Origin of the sequence: Arthrobacter sp. H14 (assembly GCF_000520495.1) — a bacterium.
In the GTDB taxonomy this organism is placed as follows: domain Bacteria; phylum Actinomycetota; class Actinomycetes; order Actinomycetales; family Micrococcaceae; genus Arthrobacter_C.
Genome location: NZ_KI914622.1, coordinates 3,316 through 23,551 on the forward strand (window position 1 = coordinate 3,316; position 20,236 = coordinate 23,551).

Annotated in this window: 17 protein-coding genes and 1 pseudogene; 7 read left to right on the plus strand and 11 right to left on the minus strand. The window is 60.0% G+C overall.

Features of this window, described 5'->3' with window-relative positions:
• Nucleotides 1-39: 39 nt before the first annotated feature.
• The 3 genes from Y707_RS23090 to Y707_RS0103160 all read left to right on the plus strand — a co-directional run bounded on the left by Y707_RS23090 (nt 40) and on the right by Y707_RS0103160 (nt 3,246).
• A complete protein-coding gene (locus Y707_RS23090) occupies nt 40-1,401 on the plus strand; it encodes a TadA family conjugal transfer-associated ATPase (protein ID WP_081744580.1) in 1,362 nt (453 codons plus the stop codon).
• Between the two features lie 65 nt (nt 1,402-1,466).
• Complete coding sequence (locus tag Y707_RS0103155) at nt 1,467-2,348, plus strand: type II secretion system F family protein (protein ID WP_051441607.1); 882 nt, start codon at nt 1,467-1,469, stop codon at nt 2,346-2,348.
• Nucleotides 2,349-2,361: 13 nt separating this feature from the next.
• Nucleotides 2,362-3,246 (plus strand): type II secretion system F family protein, encoded by an 885-nt coding sequence (locus Y707_RS0103160; RefSeq protein WP_026534000.1) that lies wholly within the window; start codon nt 2,362-2,364, stop codon nt 3,244-3,246.
• A gap of 69 nt (nt 3,247-3,315) precedes the next feature.
• Here the strand turns inward: Y707_RS0103160 and Y707_RS0103165 are convergent, their stop codons facing one another.
• The 4 genes from Y707_RS0103165 to Y707_RS0103180 are packed head-to-tail and all read right to left on the minus strand — an operon-like array spanning nt 3,316 to nt 7,344.
• The gene (locus tag Y707_RS0103165; RefSeq protein ID WP_026534001.1) at nt 3,316-4,500 is read right to left on the minus strand and encodes a thiolase family protein; all 1,185 of its coding nucleotides are present in this window, start codon (nt 4,498-4,500) and stop codon (nt 3,316-3,318) included.
• Between the two features lie 17 nt (nt 4,501-4,517).
• Nucleotides 4,518-5,723 (minus strand): acyl-CoA dehydrogenase family protein, encoded by a 1,206-nt coding sequence (locus tag Y707_RS0103170; RefSeq protein WP_035780121.1) that lies wholly within the window; start codon nt 5,721-5,723, stop codon nt 4,518-4,520.
• Nucleotides 5,720-6,145 carry an acyl-CoA thioesterase gene (locus tag Y707_RS23095; protein ID WP_155852656.1) on the minus strand — a complete coding sequence of 142 codons (426 nt, stop codon included), beginning with the start codon at nt 6,143-6,145 and terminating at the stop codon, nt 5,720-5,722. The genes Y707_RS0103170 and Y707_RS23095 overlap by 4 nt, the downstream gene beginning before the upstream one ends.
• Nucleotides 6,142-7,344 (minus strand): CaiB/BaiF CoA transferase family protein, encoded by a 1,203-nt coding sequence (locus Y707_RS0103180; protein ID WP_173401437.1) that lies wholly within the window; start codon nt 7,342-7,344, stop codon nt 6,142-6,144. The genes Y707_RS23095 and Y707_RS0103180 overlap by 4 nt, the downstream gene beginning before the upstream one ends.
• A gap of 213 nt (nt 7,345-7,557) precedes the next feature.
• Here Y707_RS0103180 and Y707_RS0103185 point away from each other — a divergent pair.
• A pseudogene (locus Y707_RS0103185) lies at nt 7,558-8,364 on the plus strand (LysR substrate-binding domain-containing protein); the annotation flags it as partial.
• On the opposite strand, the gene Y707_RS23100 reads toward Y707_RS0103185, so the two are convergent.
• Together Y707_RS23100 and Y707_RS0103195 are read right to left on the minus strand one after the other, a co-directional pair.
• A complete protein-coding gene (locus Y707_RS23100; protein ID WP_253905038.1) occupies nt 8,341-10,581 on the minus strand; it encodes a TRAP transporter permease in 2,241 nt (746 codons plus the stop codon). The pseudogene Y707_RS0103185 and the gene Y707_RS23100 overlap by 24 nt on opposite strands.
• On the minus strand, nt 10,574-11,683 hold the full coding sequence (locus tag Y707_RS0103195; RefSeq protein WP_035780123.1) for a TAXI family TRAP transporter solute-binding subunit: 1,110 nt from the start codon (nt 11,681-11,683) through the stop codon (nt 10,574-10,576). Before Y707_RS0103195 ends, Y707_RS23100 begins: the two co-directional genes overlap by 8 nt.
• Before the next feature lie 306 nt (nt 11,684-11,989).
• Here Y707_RS0103195 and Y707_RS0103205 point away from each other — a divergent pair, with 306 nt between their 5' ends.
• From Y707_RS0103205 to Y707_RS0103215, 3 genes are read left to right on the plus strand one after another with little or no spacing between them, the layout of a single operon-like run.
• Nucleotides 11,990-13,213 (plus strand): acyl-CoA dehydrogenase family protein, encoded by a 1,224-nt coding sequence (locus Y707_RS0103205; RefSeq protein WP_155852657.1) that lies wholly within the window; start codon nt 11,990-11,992, stop codon nt 13,211-13,213.
• Nucleotides 13,214-13,221: 8 nt separating this feature from the next.
• Nucleotides 13,222-13,998: an enoyl-CoA hydratase/isomerase family protein gene (locus Y707_RS0103210; RefSeq protein ID WP_026534007.1), complete on the plus strand. Its 777-nt coding sequence runs from the start codon at nt 13,222-13,224 to the stop codon at nt 13,996-13,998.
• 2 nt (nt 13,999-14,000) lie between these two features.
• Nucleotides 14,001-14,882, plus strand: coding sequence for a 3-hydroxyacyl-CoA dehydrogenase family protein (locus Y707_RS0103215; RefSeq protein ID WP_026534008.1), 882 nt, complete (start codon nt 14,001-14,003; stop codon nt 14,880-14,882).
• 25 nt (nt 14,883-14,907) lie between these two features.
• Here Y707_RS0103215 and arfA read toward each other — a convergent pair whose 3' ends face one another.
• The 5 genes from arfA to Y707_RS23105 form a co-directional block, all read right to left on the minus strand.
• Complete coding sequence (gene arfA / locus Y707_RS0103220) at nt 14,908-16,443, minus strand: arabinosylfuranosidase ArfA (protein WP_026534009.1); 1,536 nt, start codon at nt 16,441-16,443, stop codon at nt 14,908-14,910.
• 49 nt (nt 16,444-16,492) lie between these two features.
• On the minus strand, nt 16,493-17,386 hold the full coding sequence (locus tag Y707_RS0103225; RefSeq protein WP_026534010.1) for a carbohydrate ABC transporter permease: 894 nt from the start codon (nt 17,384-17,386) through the stop codon (nt 16,493-16,495).
• A 2-nt stretch (nt 17,387-17,388) separates the two neighbouring features.
• Nucleotides 17,389-18,288 (minus strand): carbohydrate ABC transporter permease, encoded by a 900-nt coding sequence (locus Y707_RS0103230; protein WP_026534011.1) that lies wholly within the window; start codon nt 18,286-18,288, stop codon nt 17,389-17,391.
• A gap of 34 nt (nt 18,289-18,322) precedes the next feature.
• The gene (locus tag Y707_RS0103235) at nt 18,323-19,624 is read right to left on the minus strand and encodes an extracellular solute-binding protein (RefSeq protein WP_035780150.1); all 1,302 of its coding nucleotides are present in this window, start codon (nt 19,622-19,624) and stop codon (nt 18,323-18,325) included.
• Nucleotides 19,625-19,829: 205 nt separating this feature from the next.
• Nucleotides 19,830-20,236 (minus strand): LacI family DNA-binding transcriptional regulator (locus Y707_RS23105; RefSeq protein ID WP_162150164.1); only part of this gene is annotated, 407 nt, incomplete at its 5' end.

Here is a 20,236-nt window from a genome sequence, read left to right on the forward strand (position 1 = left end):
GAGCAAACCGCGCCTACGTCAGCGGCGGGCTCTGTACATATGCGTGCGACGAAGCTGGCTACCAAACCGGCAGCGCCGCCGGTACCTTCTGCGCCGGTCGAAGCACCAAAGCCGCGGATTGACGCATTCGCGGGCTTAAAGCAGCGCGCAGCGACGGCCCTTTTTGAACGGATGGGTTCCAGATTCAACGATTCGGCAGTGACTGAGGAGGAACTGCGTACTGCCGCGCGTGAAGAACTCAGCCAAGTGATCGATGCCGAACAGGTACCGCTCACCCCGGACGAGAGACGGCGGTTGATCCGCGATGTCGCCGACGACGTCCTGGGCCTCGGCCCCCTGCAGCGGTTGCTCGACGACGAAGCCGTCACCGAAATTATGGTCAACCGGATGGACCAGATCTACGTTGAGCGCGCTGGAAAAATTGAATTGACCGGTTCGCGGTTCAGCTCGGAGGAGCATCTGCGCCGGGTGATTGAACGCATTGTTTCGAAGGTCGGACGGCGGATTGACGAGTCGTCTCCGTTGGTGGATGCGCGTCTCGAAGACGGCTCCCGCGTCAATGCCGTGATTCCACCGCTTGCGGTCAATGGCTCCTCATTGACGATCCGAAAGTTCAGCAAGACCCCGCTCACCGTGCAGAATCTCATTGACTTCGGCACCCTCACGCCTGAAATGGCGGAACTGCTCGATGCATGTGTGAAGGCCAAGCTGAACATCATCGTCTCCGGAGGAACCGGAACCGGTAAGACCACGCTGCTGAACGTGCTCTCGTCCTATCTGCCGGAAACGGACAGGATCGTCACCATAGAGGACGCGGTGGAGTTGCAGATTCAGCAGCATCACGTGGTCCGTTTGGAAAGCAGACCGGCGAATACCGAGGGCAAAGGTGCTGTCAGCATCCGGGACCTGCTGCGTAACTCATTGCGCATGCGACCGGACAGGATAGTGGTGGGTGAGGTCCGCGGTGGTGAATCGCTGGACATGCTGCAGGCGATGAACACCGGGCACGATGGCTCGTTGTCAACGGTGCATGCCAACTCCCCGAGGGACGCGGTTGCCCGGCTGGAAACCCTGGTACTGATGGCGGGCATGGATCTTCCATTGCGGGCGATAAGGGAGCAACTCGCCTCAGCTGTCGATCTAATCATCCAAATCGGCCGGTTGCGGGACGGAACCCGAAGAATCACGCACGTGACCGAAGTCCAGGGCATGGAAGGAGACATCGTCACACTGCAGGACGCCTTTGTCTTTGACTACTCTGCCGGTCTTGACCAAGCCGGCCGCTTTCTCGGAAAGCCCATACCCACGGGCATCCGGCCTCGCTTCATTGAGCGTTTCGAAGACATGGGCATCACCGTCTCGCCAGCGGTATTCGGCGCCAATATTCCTATGGGCAGGTGAACGACGCCGTGACCCCGCTATTCCTTATCGGTTCCGCGTTCTGTCTCGCCGCCCTCGCCCTGGTGATGTATGTGCTCAAGCCACAGCAGACCGCTGTGCCACTGGACCGCCGTCGGCCATTCGAAGTGGAAGCCTCCGTCTCCCAGCTATCGCGTTTCGCCGGGTCCGCAGTCCGCGGTGTCGACCGGTTTCTTCAACGCCACCCGCAACGGCTGTACCGGCGTGAAGTCCTGGAAACGGCCGGTGTTAAACTCAGCCAGGCGGATATGTTCATACTGGTATCAGCGGGTGGTTGCGTAGCTGTTTTGGTTGGTCTGACACTGGGAGGCCCCTTGTTGGCAGTACTTTTCCTTATGCTGACCCCCTTTTTTGCGCACCTGATACTTGCTCAGTTGACCAGCCGCCGACGCAACAAGTTCGATAGCCAGCTCGGAGACATCCTGCAGTTGCTCACCGGTGGGCTCAGGGCCGGCCACAGCGTTCTGCGGGCCATCGACGCAGCAGCGACCGAAGCCGATAGCCCGATGTCTGAGGAGATGCGCCGGGTCGTTACCGAAACCAGTCTGGGCAAAGACTTGCTGGCGGCGCTCACGAATACTTCGACTCGGATGCAGAACGAGGACTTCGCCTGGATCGCACAAGCCATTCAAATCAACCGTGAAGTAGGCGGAGACCTCGCGGAGGTATTGGACCATGTCAATGGAACGATCCGTGAGCGCAGCGAGATCAAGGGTCAGATCAAGGCCTTGAGTGCGGAAGGCAAATTCTCGGCGTACATTCTGATCGCCCTGCCCTTTGGCATCGTCGCGATGCTAAGCGTCGCCAACCCTGGATACGTCGGAGTCCTGCTGACGGACCCCCTGGGCTGGGTGCTGATTGGCGTCTCGGTCGTCATGATGATCATCGGTGCTCTATGGCTGCGCAAAATCATTGACCTGAAGTTCTGAGGATTCGACTGCTATGAATATTGTGCTGCTAATGTCGCTGCTCTTGGTCTCGGTGCCAGTCGGGTTCCTGGCTTGGACGGCCCTGTCCGCCGATAGGAAGGGGCGGAAGATAATCCAAGCGAACCTGAACCGCGGTTTCGAGAAGCCCGAGGAGGGCCGTACTGGCGAACCGACCCTGTTCTACCGTCTGGGACGGAGTCTCACTCCGGTCGGCTATGTCAGAAAGCTTGACAGGTTGCTGTCCCTGGCCGGCCGCCCGGCTTCAATACCCTTTGCGCGGCTGCTTGCTGCCAAACCCTCGTTGGCCATACTCGGTGCCGTCGTCGGGCTGCTGTTCTCCACGCTCAACCCGGGATCGACCATGATACTGATCGGGGTCTTTCTGACTGTGCTTGGTTACTTCATTCCAGACCTGATGCTCTACAGCAAGGGGCAGGAAAGGCAGAAAGCCATCCAATTGGAGCTACCCAACACACTGGACCAGATGTTGATCTCCGTCGAAGCTGGCCTTGGATTCGAGAGTGCCATGTGGCGGGCGGGCAGCAATGGCAGAGGACCACTCGCCGAAGAGTTGGTGCGTGCGTTGCAGGATATGCAAGTAGGCAGGAGCCGCAGGGAATCGTATCTGGCCATGGCCGACCGCACAAGCGTGCCCGAACTGCGAAGCTTCGTGAAGGCCATCGTGCAGGCCGACGCCTATGGCATCGCGCTCAGCAAGGTGCTCCGGACGCAGGCCAAGGTGATGCGGGTTAAACGTCGGCAACGGGCCGAGGAAAAGGCAATGAAACTACCCGTGATGGTCTTGTTTCCGCTGTTGTTCTTTATCTTCCCTGTGTTGTTTATCGTGATCCTTGGGCCCGCCGTCATCAACGCGATAGCCACGTTCAGCGGCGGTTAGCAAACCAATAGACGCTCCGATTCCGGTTGGATTAGACGGAATGCCCGTACGTGAAGGTACCGCCGCCCGCTAAGTCCGTTCCAACAGCATGGCGGTGCCTTGACCGACACCCACACACATGGTTGCAAGTCCCCGCTGGGCATTTTCCCGTTCCATCCGGCCGAGCAGGCTGATGGTTATTCGCGCACCGGATGATCCCAGGGCGTGCCCGAGTGCGATGGCGCCGCCATCGTTATTTACCGTTCCTTCATCCAAGCCGAGGCGCCGGATGCAGGCCAGCGACTGCGTGGCGAAAGCCTCGTTCAGTTCAACTGCACCAAGATCTCCGAGCCCCCAGCCGTTGCGGGAAAGCGCCTTCTCGGTGGCAGGTACCGGGCCGATACCCATGATCTCCGGTGGGACTCCTGCCGATGCGCCGTCCACCACGCGGGCGCGGGCCGTGAGTCCAAACCGCTCCACTGCCCTCTCGCTGGCGACAACAATGGCGGAAGCACCGTCGTTCAATGAACTTGAATTCCCAGCCGTGACCACTCCGCCCGGCTTAACCACTGAACGGAGTCCGGCGAGCGCTTCCGTTGATGTACCCGGTCGTGGTCCTTCCTCCTGGTCAATGATTCCGGCCTTGGTTTCAATGGACAGGATCTCGTCGGCGAAACGGCCCGCCTCAATGGCGGCAAGGGCATTTTGATGGGACCTGACAGCGAAGGCGTCAGCGTCCTTACGGGAAATACCGTCAACCTTCGCCACTTCCTCCGCGGTTTCCGGCATGGAGTACGTGGTTTTCTCCTGGGCGGAGAACCTGGGGTTGGTGAAGCGCCAACCAAGTGAAGTGTCTGCTACCTCCCCCGGGCGGCCGAAGGCCTTTTCGGGTTTGGCCATCACCCAGGGCGCTCGAGACATTGACTCGACACCTCCGGCCACCACGATGTCGGCCGCACCCGTCTTAATCATCTGGGATGCCGCGATGATGGCGCTGAGTCCCGAGGCGCAGAGGCGGTTGACCGTCATGGCCGGCACTGTGTCCGGCAGCCCTGCGAGCAAAGTGGCCATCCGGGCGACGTTACGGTTGTCCTCCCCGGACTGATTTACACAGCCGAGAATGACTTCATCGACGACTTCTGGATCGATGCCGGCCCGGACAACCGCTTCCTTGATTACCATGCCGGCCATGTCGTCGGGGCGTACCGAAGAGAGCGCGCCGCCGTAGCGTCCAACGGGTGTCCGTACTCCCCCAACCAGGAATGCTTCATTCATAAGATCCGGCCTTCCTCTCAGGCGAAAGCAGAGATGCCGGTAATGTCCCGGCCGATGATGAGCGATTGGATGGAGTCGGTGCCTTCGTAGGTGTGAACTACTTCCATATCGGTCATGTGCCGCGCAACGTGGTTTTCGAGCAACAGGCCATTTCCCCCCAAAATGTCGCGTGCTTCGGAGCAGATCCACCGCGCCTTCTGGGCGGTGTGCATCTTTGCCAAGGAGGCCATGGCACTGGTCATCTTTCCTTGGTCGGCGAGGGTGGCAAGCCGGAAACAGATCAGCTGCATGGCCGTCAGTTCGGACAGCATGTTCGCCAGCTTGTTCTGCACCAGCTGATACCCGGCGATGGGCTTGCCAAACTGGACGCGCTGTTTGGCATAGGTCACCGCTGCCTCGTAGGCAGCAATGCCGTGGCCCACCGCTTCCCAGGATGCACCGCTGCGGGTCGCGGTGAGCACCCGCGTGACATCCTTGAACGAGTGGGCTTCGGCAAGTTTGTTTTCCGCTGGAACCCGTACGTTTTCAATCGTGACGTCGGGCTGCCAAATGGCCCGTTTGCCGATCTTGCCCGTAATCAACTCGGTGCTGTAGCCGCCCGGGTAACTGCCGTCGTCGTTCTTCTCGATGATGAAGCCCTTGACCTTGCCGTCACTTTCATCGCGGGCCCAGATAATGACGACGTCGGCAATGCTGGCGTTGCCGATCCAGCGTTTACGGCCATTGAGTACATAGTGACCGCCCTCCTTGCGGGCAGTTGTCTCCAGAGCCACGGAGTCGGATCCGTGATCGGGTTCAGTCAGTCCAAACGCTCCGATCTTCTCCAAACGTGCCATCCCAGGCAGCCAGCGCTGCTTCTGTTCCTCATTGCCCAGCATGTTGATGGTGCCCATGGAGAGGCCGGACTGTACCCCGAGGAAGGTGTTGAGGCTTCCGTCGCCCCGGGCCATTGCCACGGACACCATGCCGGCGGCGAGTCTGCTCATGCCGGGGCAGCCGTAGCCTTCGATGGTCGAACCGATAATACCCAGCTCCGCAATACCGGGCAGCAGCTCGAAGGGGAACTGTGCCTTTTCCCAATAATCATTGATCACGGGGAGGACCGACTCGTTTACAAAGCCGCTGACCTTCTTGCGGATCAGCACTTCCTCTTCGGACAGCAGTTCATCCAGGAGGTAGTAATCGGTGTTGACGATGTCTGTATTCATGGCATCGATGCTCATGGTTCTCCTTCGTTGCTCAGCTCGGTTTGGTAGGTGGAAAGTTCCTGCCGCTCGATATCAGTAAGGGGCCTGGCACCGGCAGCGTTTTGTTCCATCGGCACCATGACGGTTGAAGCTCTGAAAACCTGCATCCCGTCCTGGCTGCCGGCGTAGTTCACCGTGTAGGACTTTGTTCCAATCCGGGCGACTGTGATTTCTATGTCCACATCGCTGCCATATTCAGTTGGCGTCAGATAATCGAGCTGCAATGACGCAACGACAGTTTGGTTTGCCCGGTTTACCGGCGCGATATTTGTCATTTGAGCACGCCACTGGATACGTGCCTCCTCGAGAAGCGTGACCACGCGGGCGTTGTTCACGTGCCCGTTAAGGTCCATATCGGACCAACGGACGTACGACGACGTCCGGAACCCCGCGCTCACAGCGCACCGGCCAGCTGGGCCGACAGCCAACCGCGCACCAGTTCCGAGCTAGAGCCCAGGACCGGCGGCGCCAGCTCGTAAGTGGCTGGTGTCCGGGAGAATTCGACGGGGTGCCTCACGGTGGGAATCTGCCGTTCGAATGGACCGGGTAGCACCACCGGCTCTAACCCCAGTCGTTCGGCAAACTCGACGCCGCCTTTAACATCCTGGATGGGAGCACATGGCAATCCCGCTCCAGACAGGATGGGGAACCATTCTTCGGCGGAGCGTGCGGCGAGTTGCTCCTCCAGCAATACCCGGAGCTCTGCCCGGTGCGCATTGCGCTGCTCGGCGGTGATGAAGCGGGGATCGTCTGCCAGTTCTGGCACGGCCAGCGCCTTGCAGAGGCGGGCAAACTGGCCGTTGTTCGCGGCGGCGATGACCAGCCGCCCGTCCCCGGTAAGCATCGGCTCATACGGATAGAGGCTCGGGTGTTCATTTCCCATTCTGGTGGGGACGACGCCGCCGGTGACGTAGGCGGCTGACTGGTTCACCATTCCCGACAGGGCCGAGGACATCAGGTTCAGCTCAACGTGCTGCCCCTCCCCCGTGACGGTCCGGTGGTGGAGTGCCCCGAGGATTCCGGTGCTGGCATGCAGACCGGTAATGACGTCGAACATAGCCAGACCTGCGCGGAACGGTTCGGTGCTCTGGTCCCCGGTTAAGCTCATCATTCCGGATGCCGCCTGGACCAGGAGGTCGTACCCGGGCAGCCCGGCACCGGCCCCTGTCCCGAAACCGGTGATGGAGGCGTAGACCACATGCGGATTGTGCTCGGCGACGGAGGCATAGTCCAGGCCATAGCGCTCCAAACCGGTTGGCTTGAAGTTCTCCACCATGATGTCCGCCCGGGCGGCCAGTTGCTGGGCCAAGGCAAGGTCTGCGTCATCATTGAAGTCCAGTGCAATGGAGTGCTTATTGCGGTTGACCGACAGGAAGAAGGTGCTTTCGTCGTCGTGCACCGGAGGCTTCCACGTCCGCGCGTCGTCTCCCTCAGGCGATTCCACCTTGATCACGGTGGCGCCCATGTCAGCCAGCAGCATCGTGCAGTAGGGGCCAGCAAGCACCCGGCTGAAATCGGCAACAACGAGACCGCTCAAGGGGCCGGTACCGGTACGTCCAAACATCTCGTTGAGTTTGGCCGATGCAGATGCAGTCATTGCTAGATCCCTCCATTAGTGTGCTGCGTCTCACTTAGACTTCCAGAGCTATTACGTGGCGTCCAATACAAATTAGGTAGCCGATTATTGCCACTGACGCATAGATAGTCCGGGCATGCCCGGAGGGTGAAGCTTGGAGAAGGATCGCGATTCATGTCTTGAAGCCCGGCAATCATTGACGAATGGCTTTACATACGGCAATAATTCCGTCTCATGGAACTTCAACAGATCCGCTCTTTTCTCGCTGTCGCCAACGAGCTTCATTTCGGCAGGGCCGCGGAACGCCTGCATATTGCCCAGCCGCCGCTCAGCCGCACCATCAAGAATCTGGAACGGGAGTTGGGCGCGCTGTTGTTTGAACGCAGCACGCGAAACGTGAAACTCACGACGGCGGGTCAGGCTTTGATGCAGCCGGCCGAGGAGATTATGGCGGCCTGCCGGCGGGCAAAGGCGGCCGTGGAATCAGCGGGCAAGGGCGAATCCGGCCGGGTTCGTTTTGCCTTTGCCGGAGTCTCCTCGCACGTTATGGTGGGCAAGCTTGCCAAGCTGGTGCGCCAAACCCATCCTGGGATCGACATGGAACTCTACAGCTCCTACTACGCAGTCCCGGCGCTGAACGAGGTCATTGCGGGCACCATGGACATTGGGCTGGGACGTTGGAATTTCCTTCCGGCGGGCATCGAGTCCCGAACGGTCGCACGCGAGAGCTTGGTTATTGCCGTTCCGGCGAACCACCGTTTGGTCGGAAGGCCATCTGTCAGCATGGCCGACCTCTCCCGGGAATCAATGGTCGCATTGCCTCCGGACCCGGGTGCCGTCCTCAGGGACCATCTGGACAGGCTCTCCCATAAGGCAGGGTTCGTCCCGTCGATAGTGCAGGTCGCCCCGGATACCTCCACCCTGCTATCGCTGGTGGCAGCGGAGATTGGATGCGCTCTCACCGTCTCCTCCGTGCCGGCCAATGTGTCTTATCCCGACGTGGTGTTCCTGGACCTTTCAGATCCAGTTGAACCCATCGAACTCCAACTCATCTGGCGTGACGATGACAGCAGTCCCGCGCTGCGCGAAGTGCTTCGGCTTTCCGACGCCGTGTTCCCCTCCCCGGCAGCGGATCCGGAGGCTGTGGCCCCCGGATCCGTTTAGCGACGGGGCGGCCCGGCCAGTTCCGCGGGTTACTCGCTTGATACCAGGACCGGGTCCTGGTTTGGGTTCCGAGCGCCCGGCAGCGGGCGTCGTCGTCGTTCTCTCATCCTTGCGGCGCAGGAGAAGTGTCAGCAGCACCACCGCTGCGAGCAAGACTGCACCCATGGCTGCCGCGATGAACCCGGGCATCATAAAACTGACGCCGGCCACCGCGGCAAGTACCCGCAGCAGGAATGGAATCCGCCGCCGCATGCCGAGCAACCAGCCTTCGAAAGCACAGGCCAAGGCGTAGACTCCGATCAGGCTCAGCAGAAATGCTGTCACGATTTCGGGAAGCGGCGCCTGCGCCACCAACGCCGGATTGAGCGCAAACCCAAATGGCACGACGTACTTTACGGCTCCCAACCGCATCGCAGAGATACTGGTCTTCATCGGATCCGCACCGGCAACCCCCGCCGCTGCGTAAGATGCCAGCCCCACCGGAGGGGTTATGTAGGAAACAGCGGCCCAGTAGATCACGAAAAGGTGGGCTGCAATCGGGTTGACACCGAGTTCGACGACGGCGGGCACCATCACGATGGCAAGGAACACGTAAGCGGCGGAGACGGTCATGCCCATGCCCAGAATGAAGCATGTGACAGCTCCCGCGATCAGCATGAGCACCACATTGTCGCCGACCAGGACGAGCAATTCCCGGGCGAGGGAAAGGGATACTCCGGACATACTGAGCCCGCCGACGATGAGGCCGACTCCGGCGATAATCCCGAGTATCTCGCTGATGGTCTTGCCACAGTCGAACAGCATCTCCACCAGACCGCGGGGAGTCAGCCGGCCCACACGCTTCATCATGCCGAACAGCACCAGCGCTCCCGCGACCCAGAATGGCGCCTGGGTTTCAGTGGTAACAATCAACAACCCTGTCAGCAGAGCCAATGCCGCCACGTAGGGCCAGCCGGAAGCCAGGACGGCTTTGAACCGTGGCAGTTGAGAGCGGTCCAGTCCGGTGAGGCCCGTTTTGGCTGAGTACGCGTCGATTTGCAGGTAGATGCCAACGTAGTAGAGCACCGCCGGAATGGCCGCGGCTATGAGTATTTCCTTGTAAGGAACACCGACAAAGGAAATCATCAGGAAGGCTGCTGTACCCATGACCGGCGGTGTGATTGATCCTCCCGAGGACGCCGTAGCCTCGACGGCTCCCGCAAAACGCGGTGCAAATCCTGATCTGATCATTGCCGGAATCGTCATCGGGCCGGTGGTGAGCACGTTTGAAACTGCGCTTCCGCTCATCATTCCCATGGAGGCACTGCTGGCGACGGACACTTTGGCCGCGCCGCCACGGGCGCCTCCGAACAGGGACTGTGCCAAATCATGGAAGAAGGCCGATCCGCCGGTGTGCTTGAGAATTACGCCGAAGAGAAGGAAGCCGATGAGAATGCTTGCGGCCGCCTGCAGCGGCAGGCCCATGATGCTCTCCACACCAACAGCATGGATCTGGGCCGTCGTGCGGAAGTCATGCGAAATTCCCCGCAGGAAGTCGACCGGCATCCGGGAGGCAAACATCGGATAGACCGAGAACAGGAATGCAATCACGGTGACGGTGAAACCTGCAGTGCGTCGCAGCGCGTCCAGAGCCAGCCCCCATAGGACAACGCTGAAGACGGTGGCCAGCGCAGGCGCGGCATAGTCCCAACCAAAAGTAAGGATGGTCTCCGCATTCGTGCCGAAGTACAAGGTGACAAGAATCGTCACGGCAAAGAGAACGACGTCGTACCAGGCGAGCGCTGGAGGCCTGCCGGAGGGCAGCGCATGTCCCTCCGTGCTCACTGCCGGCACGGGGGCAACCTTTGCTGCCGGGAAGATGATGAACGTAATCGAGAGGAAGCAGGCCAGCATGAAGTAGAGGTAGGCATGGGTCAGAAGGGTGATCCCGAAGAGACCCCACATGAATGCCTGGTTCATGGACAGCAATATGCCGACGATGGTCATCAGCACTACGACGGTTCGCCAGAAACTGTTGAGGCGTGGACCGGAGGCTTCATTGGCTTGCTCGGGGTGCGATGAGCTGCCCCGGAATGAACGCATCAAATTAGTCAAGGTTCTCTTCCTTCCACGCGATCCATTCCTGCGCGAGATTGTCTTTATCCGCTGTTTTGATGAATTCGTCCCAGCCGGCCTGGAGCTGCGACTGGCGCTCAATCAATCGGTTGTTTTTCCGTTCGGCTTCATCGGTCCATAGGCCCTTTTCCTTCAGGTAGCGGACGGTGCCTTTATGGAAAGGAACCACCTGAGGTTTATGAAGAACTTCATCCAAGGCGAACTCGCTGACCGATGGAGTCGTGTTTTTGTACCGGTCATAGTTCTCGTCTATTGCCTTCACCAGTTCATACACCGTCTGGCTGTCGGTATCTGCATACGTGGAGATGGGGACGGTATAGGCGAAATTCTTCGCGGACTCACCCTCTTCCATTCCCGGGGCGCCGGAGAATTCGCCCACGGTGACCATGGGTGCCAGTTCGTGCACACGCTTCATCCTCTCGGGTGACTTTTTGTCCATACTCATCCAGTCGACGTCGACCTTGCTGGCGAGCTCCTCGAGGTTGGAGCCATAGGCGCTGCTGAAAAGGACATCAATCCGTCCTGTTTCCAGCGCTTCCGTTTGATCGCTGTAACTCATGTCCACGGGCTTTACGTCTTCCCATGTCAACCCGCCGTAGGCAAGGTACGCCTCCAGCTTGATGTTGATGGAGTTATTGGCAATGATGCGGGGAAATTTCTTGCCCTTGAGATCTTCGAAGCTGTCGAGCCCGGCATCAGTGCGGGCGAGCATTCCATAGTTGCCCATAGGGGCCCAAGCAATTCGCAGGTCCTGCGGACCCCAGTTCTCACTGGCAAAATCCTGGATTCCTTCGAAAGCAAAATAGTACTCGTCGCCCATCCGGCTGAACTGAGCACTGTCTGCCCGCAGTGGTGCAGCGCGGCCGATCATCGTGTCGGAAGGGAGGATACGGACCTGGGTGCCCTGCACACGGGTGAGGCTGTCGGCGACGGCGGCGAGGTCGTTGTATGTTCCGGTTCCGACCCCGTAGGTGGTCATAACGAGTTGGGATTCCAGGTCTCCCTTTGCGGGAGTACCGCCGGTGACGATACCTGCGGCAAGAATTGCAGCCATAGCAGCGCCAGTCAGTAATTTCTTCATTGAAGCCCCTCGCTATCCGCTTTCACCGGTGTTCGGCGTGCTGCGGACGTCGTAGCGTGATTTGTTATCCACGTCACTCTCGCAGAGGCCACTGCCCTGAATCCAATACTTTATCCGGATGGGATTGATACCCAGGGCGCAGTCGGCCACGCAGGCCGCACGTTTTCAAGGGCAGATCCCAATTACCTCCGCTACGTGCATCAATGAGACACCTTTTTGGTATTGGAACGAACCTAATAACCCTGCAAGAGTGAAGGGGATCACCCAACGCCCGCGCAAACCGGCGGGCCAAACCCGGAGGAACACATGGCAATCTTGGAACTGTCCCCGGGGGCAAGCGCCCGTCCGGCCACCTCGGAACCGGTTTTGCCGGACAATAAATCCGACATCCTGGACCTCGATGGCCTGCTCACGGATGACGAGCTGGCTGTACGGGCCAGTGTCCGGAACTTCGTGGACGAGCGGATCAAACCGAACATTGCCGAATGGTTCGAGGCCGCCACCTTCCCGGCAGGCCTGATGCGCGAGCTGGGCAGCCTCGGAGTTCTGGGCATGCACTTATCCGGTTACGGCTGTCCCGGACGGTCGGCTGTCGAGTATGGCCTCGCCGCAATGGAATTAGAGGCCGGGGACTCCGGCATCCGCACTTTGGTCAGCGTCCAGGGCTCCCTAGCCATGAGCGCCATCCACAAGTGGGGATCCGAGGAACAGAAGAACCAATGGTTGCCGTCCATGGCATCCGGTCACACAGTGGGATGCTTCGGCCTCACGGAACCCACCGCCGGCAGCGATCCATCCAGCATGAAAACTTTCGCCAGGAAGGATGGAAAGGACTGGGTCCTCAACGGCGCCAAGCGCTGGATCGGCCTGGCCTCCATTGCGCAGGTATCCGTGATCTGGGCAATGACCGACGACGGCGTACGCGGCTTCCTGGTCCCCACCGACTCCCCCGGCTTCACGGCCACCCCAATCACATCGAAGCTGTCCATGAGGGCATCGGTCCAGTGCGACATCGAGATGGAGGACGTTCGCCTTCCGGACTCTGCGCTGCTTCCAGGGGCGAAGGGCTTGCGCGGTCCTTTCTCCTGCCTCAACGAGGCCAGGTACGGAATCATCTGGGGCGCCATGGGCGCAGCCAGGGACAGCTACGAAACTGCACTGGCTTACTCGCTGGAGCGGCTGCAGTTCGAGAAACCTCTTGCCTCCTACCAGCTCACGCAGGAGAAGCTGGTGAACATGTTGCTCGAAATCCAAAAGGGCACCATGTTGGCCATCCACACCGGCAGGCTCAAGGATGCCGGGGCGCTGAAACCGGAACAGATTTCCGTGGGCAAGCTCAACAACGTACGGGAGGCCATCGCCATTGCGAGGGAGGCGCGCACCATCCTCGGCGGCAATGGCATCACGCTGGATTACTCACCACTGCGCCATGCCAACAATCTGGAAAGTGTACGCACCTATGAGGGCACAGACGAAGTACATACCCTGATCCTCGGCAACCACATCACCGGCATCCCGGCATTCAAGTAAGGGGAGCGATGGAGTACACACTCATCCAGGCAGAGGTCAGCGGCCGCCTGGGAATCATCACTATCAACCGGCCCGAGAGCCGCAATGCCCTCAATCAGGTTGTACTCGACGAAATTGCCCACGCCCTGGAGGCCTTTGCCGCGGATGAACAGGTGGGCACCGTCGTTTTCACCGGTGCTGGCGGGAAGAGCTTCATCGCCGGCGCTGATATTAACCAGCTGGTTCGCAAGACGATGCTCGACGGTCTGGCGCCGAAAATGCAGCAACTGTATGACGCCATCGAAGAGTATGAGAAGCCGACCATTGCGGCCATCAACGGCTTTGCCTTGGGCGGAGGGCTGGAGCTGGCCATGGCTTGCGATATCCGGATCGCTGCCGAGGGCAGCCGGTTTGCCTTACCGGAAACAAGCCTCGGCATCATACCGGGGGCCGGAGGAACCCAGCGGTTATCGCGTTTGGTGGGCAAAGGCCGGGCTGTGGAACTCATCCTCACGGGCCGCCTGGTCGAAGCAGCGGAGGCTGAATCCATAGGCCTGGTGACCGACGTCGTTCCTGCAGCGGAGCTGATGGAGAAAGTCTCCGCCACGGCCGAAACCATCCTGGCAAAAGGACCGCTCGCGGTCCGGATGGCAAAGCTGGTGGTCAGGCACGGATTTGAAACAGATCAACGAACCGGCCTGCTGCTGGAACGGCTTGCGCAGTCCCTGTTGTATACCAGCGAGGACAAGGCAGAAGGGACCTCGGCGTTCCTCGAGAAGCGTCCCGCCAATTACCAAGGAAAGTAGTTATGAGTTCAAAACCAAATCTCGAAAACGTAAAGCGCATCCTGGTGGTGGGTGCAGGCGCCATGGGCTCGCAGATCGGAATGGTTGGCGCGCTGGCCGGATACCAGGTCACCATTCAGGACATTTCAGAGGACATGCTAACCAAGGCGCAGGCTGCATTGGCGGAACGGATGGACCGCAACGTCTCGAAGGGCCGAATGGAACGTACGGACACGGACGCTGCCCTGGGGAGAATGAATTACCTGACCAGCATTCAGGACGCCGCGTCCACGGCCGACTTCGTGATCGAGGCGGCAGTGGAGAAGCTGGAGACCAAGCGCGGGATCTTCCAGGAACTCGACCGGCATGCACCCCCACATGCCGTCCTCGCCACGAATTCATCCACGCTGGGATCCTCACAGGTTGCCGATATTACCGGCCGCGCCGACCGCGTATGCAACATGCACTTCTTCAACCCTGCGCTGGTAATGAAGTGCGTGGAAGTGGTGCGGCACGAACAAACCTCACAGGAAACCGTGGATACAGCCATGGGTCTGGCGGAACGAATGGGCAAGTCCCCCATTCTGATTAACCGCGAAATCCCCGGCTTCGTGGCCAACCGGTTGCTTGGTGCGTTGCGGACTGAGGCGCTCAAACTTTACGACGACGGGATCGCCAGCTTCCAGGACATTGACACCGCAGCAAAAACTGCGCTTGGCCATCCCATGGGACCTTATGAATTGATGGACCTGGTGGGGATCGATGTCGTCCATCTCATTAGGCAGGCGCATTTCGAGGAAACCGGGGATCCCGCCGATCTTCCGCACCCGGCACTGACCGAGCTATACGAAGCTGGTCATTACGGGCGGAAGACAGGGCAGGGCTGGTACACCTACTCCGAGTAGAGGCTTCCCGGCCCCTACCCGGCGGCTAATTGGTGCTTACCTCCACTTCCACGACTGCCCACGACAACGCGGGCAAACTTACACGCAACTCGCCCGCAGCCGCTTTGGCGTCATGCAGTGGAACCAGGCCCACACGTTCGCGGTGTTGGAGGTTGTTGGTGGTGAACCGGTCCTTACCTTCAGGGATCTGCAGCACTTCGGCGCTGAGGACCCGGGCATTATCAAATCCGCGCAGCGCAACTTCTATATCGGCGGCTTCTTCGAGTCCGCGGTTGGCCAGGAAGAACGCCATCCGTCCGGTTTCCTCATCCCAGGTTGAACTGACATCGACGAGGTCGGTATCGCCGTAGCGTGCGTTTTCGTACTTGTCCGACTCGACCCTGGTGTGCAGGATCTGCCCCCTGGCCAGCGCCGCCATCCGGGCGAAAGGCCAGAAGATGCTCTGCCGCCAGGCCGGCCCGTTCTCCTCGCTCATGATCGGGGCAATCACGTTCACCAGCTGGGCCTGATTGGCGATCTTCACCCGGTCACCGTGACGCAGCAGTGAGTTAAGCAGGGTTCCGACGACGACGGCGTCGGTGACGTTGTATTCGTCCTCGATCACCCTGGGGTGCTCGCGCCAGCCATGCTTCCCCACCTCGTCGGGACTATCGACGTCCCCGTGGCGGGTGTACCAGACGTTCCATTCATCGAAGGAAAGGTTGATGCGCTTCTTGTGCTTGCCCTTGGCCCGGACCGCGTCGGCGGTGGCCACCACAGATTCGATGAAGTGGTCCATGTCCCTGGCGCTGGCAAGGAAGCTGCCTGCGTCGCCGTCGTGCTCTTGGTAGTAGGCATGCAGCGAGATGTAGTCCACTTCTTCATAGGTATGGGTGAGAACCGTCTGCTCCCAGTCGCCAAACGTTGCCATTTGCGAGTTCGAGCTGCCACAGGCCACCAACTCGAGGCTCGGGTCGACGTAGCGCATGGCCTTGGCTGCTTCCTGCGCCAGCCGGCCATATTCGTCGGCTGTTTTGTGGCCGATCTGCCACGGTCCGTCCATCTCATTGCCCAGGCACCATAGCTTGATGTCGAAGGGCTCAGCGGATCCGTTCTTCTTACGAAGGTCGGACAGGTACGTTCCGCCGGGATGGTTGGCATACTCGACAAGTTCGCGGGCAGCGTCCACACCGCGGGTACCGAGGTTGATCGCCTCCATCACTTCGACGCCGGCCTGCCTGGACCAGTTGACGAACTCGTGCAGGCCGAAGGCGTTGGTCTCCAGGGTGTGCCAGGCGCCGTCGAGCCTTCGGGGCCGGTTTTCGACGGGTCCGACGCCGTCCTCCCAGTTGTAACCCGAGACGAAGTTGCCGCCGGGGTAGCGGACCACGGTGGCGCCGAGCTCGTTGACGAGCTTCAGCACGTCCTGGCGGAACCCTGAGGCGTCAGCGTCGGGGTGGTCAGGTTCGTAAATGCCGGTGTAGACGCACCGGCCCATGTGTTCGACAAAAGATCCGAAGATCCGCTGTGGGACCTCGCCAACGGTGAAGCTTCGGTCGATAGTAATCCGTGCACGGGACATATGCTCAAGTACTCCTAGATAAGGGGATCGATGATTGACTTAGGGCAAATCAGGTTCCGGCGAGGCCGGTGGTGGAGACGCCTTTGATGATCTGGCGCTGGAAGAACAGGAAGACCACAATCAGCGGAAAGGCGGCCAGTAGTGCCGACGCCATGTTCTGCGCGTACTGGATTCCATAGGCACTTTCGATGGTCTGCAATCCAACCGGCAGGGTCAGCAGTGTGCTTTCGTTGGTGGCGATAAAGGGCCAGAGGAAGTTGTTCCAGGCTCCAATGAAGACGAAGATCGCAACGGCTGCCATGATGGGCCGGGACAGCGGCAGCACGATCTGCACAAAGATCCGGATCCGACCGGCCCCGTCCATCAGGGCAGCTTCCTCCAGCTCACGCGGAATCTGGTCGAAGAACTTCTTGAGCACAAAGACCATCGCCGGGTGGATAACCTGGGGCAGGATGATGGCCCAGTAAGTGTCGATCAGGTTCAGCGCGAGCATTTGGTAAAACAGCGGGATAATCAGCACCGGTGGCGGGATGATGATTGAGCCGATGACGATGGTCATCAACATCCGCCGGCCCTTGAAGTCGATCCTGGACAGGGCGTAGCCGCAGAGTGCCGAAATCACCAGCGTGACCGCGGTGATCGCGGCGGAAGTAATCAGGGAGTTCCAGGTCCACATCGGCAAGTTCCCCGCCCGCAGGACGCTGACGAACGCGTCAAGGGTGAATCCGGATTCGGGGTAGAAGGTGATGGGAGTGGCGGCAGCTTCGGTCTCACGTTTCAGGGAAGTTATCGCCGCCCAGGCAAATGGAATCAGCCACAGCACGGCCACCAGCGACGCTACGACCGTGCCGATGACTATGGCCGGCGAAACTTTCTTCTTGTTTTCCGGACGTGGCTCTTCCAAATCCGGCTTCACCGGGTTCTCAAGGGTGATCGTTGCCATGGCTATGCGCTCCTGTTGCGGTTGGAGAAGATCTGGCCGATGGAGATGAGCAGGATCAGAGCGAAGAAAATGAAGGAAATTGCCGCCGAGTATCCCAGCCGGTACCCGGTGAAGCCGGTCTCGAACACGTACTGCACAATGGACCGGGTTGCACCGCCGGGTCCTCCCCCGGTGATCTGGTAGATCTGGTCAAAAACCTTCAGCGAGGCGAGGATCTGCAGGATCACGATGAGCACCGTCGTCGGACCCAGTTGCGGAAGGGTGATTGAGAAAAACTGGCGCCACCTGCCGGCGCCGTCCAGGGACGCGGCCTCATAGTGCTGGGCAGGAACGTTCTGCATGGCTGCCAGGTAGAGCAGGAAATTGAAACCGACCGTCCACCAGACAGTGGCGATGACGATCGTCCACATCGCCACCGACGGATCATTCAGCCACGGAATGGGTCCGATCCCCACAAAACCCAGCAGCTCATTGAACAGGCCAAGCTGGGGGTTGTACATCCAGGTGAAGAACAGGGAAACGACAGTGGAGGCCAGCAGGAATGGTGCAAAGAAGGACAAACGCCAGAGCCACTGGGCCGGAAGACCCATATTGACCAGCGCCGCCATCGCGAGTGCCACCAGCACCAGCGGAATGGTGGAGGCCACCGTGAAATACAGCGTGTTGCCCAACGAGCTCCACATGTCCGGGTCGCTGAAGGCTTCGGCGTAGTTGGCGAAACCGACAAAGCCGCTGTTGGCACCGGTGAGGGTCTGGCCGGTGAAGCTCATGATCAGCCCATGGATGATAGGCCAGACCAAAAAGGCCAGGAAAAAGAAGATAAACGGGGCGCAGAAGGCCCAGCCGTGAAGGTTGTTCGCGCGGCTCGCCACTGATCCGCGAACGATCACAGATGAACTCATAGGTTGACTCCTTTGACCGGCATGGATCGGGGAACTAGACGGGATTCGGCTTGCTCAGCACGCGGTTGATTCTGTCGATAAAGTCGTCCCACCCGGCTTCGACAGGCTTGCGGCGCAGAAAGACGTTCTGCACATGCTCGGCGAAAAACGACTGGAAATCAGAGCCGGAGCCGGTGAACCACGCCCGCGGATCGTAGTTGATGATGTCCGCCGCGTCCGCGTAGTTGGACTGCGGTTCCAGTGCCTTGTACTCAGCCGAATTGACGACCGGCTGATAGGCGGGAATGTGGCCCGCTTCCGCCCACGAGAGGGAACCCTTCAGGATGCGGGCGACGAATTCGTAAGCGTGGTCCCGCTTCTGCTCGTCGAGGGTGCTCTGGTGCGGAAGGACAAAGGAATGCGAGTCGGCATAGGCGGCGGGGGTGCCGAACAGAGTGGGGATGGGCATCGCGTTGAGCGCGATGCCGGCGTCCTGCATGGTGGGAAGTTCCCATACCCCGGTAAAGAACATTCCCGAGTCGCCACCGGCGAATTCGGCAACACCGGTGCCAATATCGCCGCTCTTGGTGGCGATGGTGTCATCGAGCAGGGACCTGATGTAGTTCAGGCAGTCGATAGCGACGTCCCTGTCGGCCTGGACCGGACGCCCTGGGTCGAGGATCATTTCGGCGCCGTGCTGAAGGTAAAGGGTGTAGAACAGACGCCACATCTGCGCGCCGTCATTGAGATAACCGTAGGAGAGCCCGTGCACACCGGTCACCTTCTGCATCTCGCGGAGGGCTTCGAGAAATACCTGCGGGTCTGTGATCTCCGTCAGCTGCCCGCTGGACTCCAGCAGCGAAGCCTGATCCGCCACTTCGGTGTTGTACATCGCGATGAAGGGGTGGGAGTCCAGCGCCAGCGAGTACACGTGCCCATTGGTCTTGCTGTTCTCCCAGATCCTGGAGTTGAACTGCTCCTCCGTGACGCCGTATTGGGACATCAGATCCATATCCCACGGATCCAATAATCCCCCTGGCGCGTATCCGGGAACCCGGGAGGCATGCATGATGGCAATTTCCGGTGGGCGCCCGCCGGCCGAAGCCATCGCCAGTTTCGTGTAATACGGTGCGCCCCAGGCAAGAACGGTTGGTGTGACGTCGAAGTCGGGGGTCTTCCGGTTGGCGCGGTCGATCATGGACTGCATTTTGATGCCGTCGCCGCCGGAGAGCAGGTGCCAGAACCGAAGATCATTGCCGACGGCGGACGCCGGACCGCCGCAACCCGCGAGGGCTGCAGCCGATGCGGCGCCACCCAACAGGACTGCGCCGCTTTTGAGAAGCTGCCGTCGGGACATGGCTGTTGGTCGCACAGCATCGGTTCGCAAAAAACCCACAGGTCGCTCCTCAATCCGAAGTTACATACGGCCGACGATGGAAGCGGACCTAAGACTCGTGGCTGCTTTGTCGATGCCGTTGGAGATGTAGCTCACAATTTACATCGTTGTAATCGACCGGGCAAGAGTTTCACGAAAACTATTTGGAAGGTGTTAATGCCGGTGGCTAGCGCACTTCGGGAATGGCTGACTTGCCCTGGCCGACGTTCCGGTGGCCCAGCGTGCTCGCCCGCTCAATTATCCGGTACTCCACGATAGAGGTTTCGGCCGGCGAATCGCGGTCATTCATCCGCCGGGTCAGCATCGATACCGCCTGCTCCGCCATAGTCCTCCGGTTGAAGGAGACGGTGGTGAGCGGAGGGTTGGCAAACTCCCCGTGCACGACGTCGTCGAACCCGGCGACCGCAACATCCTGCGGCACGCGGATCCCCGCATCGGCGAGTACGCTAAGGGCACCGATGGCCAGCGAATCGGTAAAACAAAAGAGCGCGTCCGGCACTTCGTTGCTGTGCAGGTACGCCGCCAAAGCCTCTGCCCCGCCGCGGGGGTGCCAGCCGTCGCAGGCGATCTCCA

Coding starts and splice junctions, on each gene's coding strand:
- Y707_RS23090 (WP_081744580.1), top strand. CDS start 40: ATGCGTGCGACGAAGCTGGCTACCAAACCGGCAGCGCCGCCGGTACCT.
- Y707_RS0103155 (WP_051441607.1), top strand. CDS start 1,467: ATGTATGTGCTCAAGCCACAGCAGACCGCTGTGCCACTGGACCGCCGT.
- Y707_RS0103160 (WP_026534000.1), top strand. CDS start 2,362: ATGAATATTGTGCTGCTAATGTCGCTGCTCTTGGTCTCGGTGCCAGTC.
- Y707_RS0103165 (WP_026534001.1), bottom strand. CDS start 4,500: ATGAATGAAGCATTCCTGGTTGGGGGAGTACGGACACCCGTTGGACGC.
- Y707_RS0103170 (WP_035780121.1), bottom strand. CDS start 5,723: ATGAGCATCGATGCCATGAATACAGACATCGTCAACACCGATTACTAC.
- Y707_RS0103180 (WP_173401437.1), bottom strand. CDS start 7,344: ATGACTGCATCTGCATCGGCCAAACTCAACGAGATGTTTGGACGTACC.
- Y707_RS0103195 (WP_035780123.1), bottom strand. CDS start 11,683: ATGAAGAAATTACTGACTGGCGCTGCTATGGCTGCAATTCTTGCCGCA.
- Y707_RS0103205 (WP_155852657.1), top strand. CDS start 11,990: ATGGCAATCTTGGAACTGTCCCCGGGGGCAAGCGCCCGTCCGGCCACC.
- Y707_RS0103210 (WP_026534007.1), top strand. CDS start 13,222: ATGGAGTACACACTCATCCAGGCAGAGGTCAGCGGCCGCCTGGGAATC.
- Y707_RS0103215 (WP_026534008.1), top strand. CDS start 14,001: ATGAGTTCAAAACCAAATCTCGAAAACGTAAAGCGCATCCTGGTGGTG.
- arfA (WP_026534009.1), bottom strand. CDS start 16,443: ATGTCCCGTGCACGGATTACTATCGACCGAAGCTTCACCGTTGGCGAG.
- Y707_RS0103225 (WP_026534010.1), bottom strand. CDS start 17,386: ATGGCAACGATCACCCTTGAGAACCCGGTGAAGCCGGATTTGGAAGAG.
- Y707_RS0103230 (WP_026534011.1), bottom strand. CDS start 18,288: ATGAGTTCATCTGTGATCGTTCGCGGATCAGTGGCGAGCCGCGCGAAC.
- Y707_RS0103235 (WP_035780150.1), bottom strand. CDS start 19,624: ATGTCCCGACGGCAGCTTCTCAAAAGCGGCGCAGTCCTGTTGGGTGGC.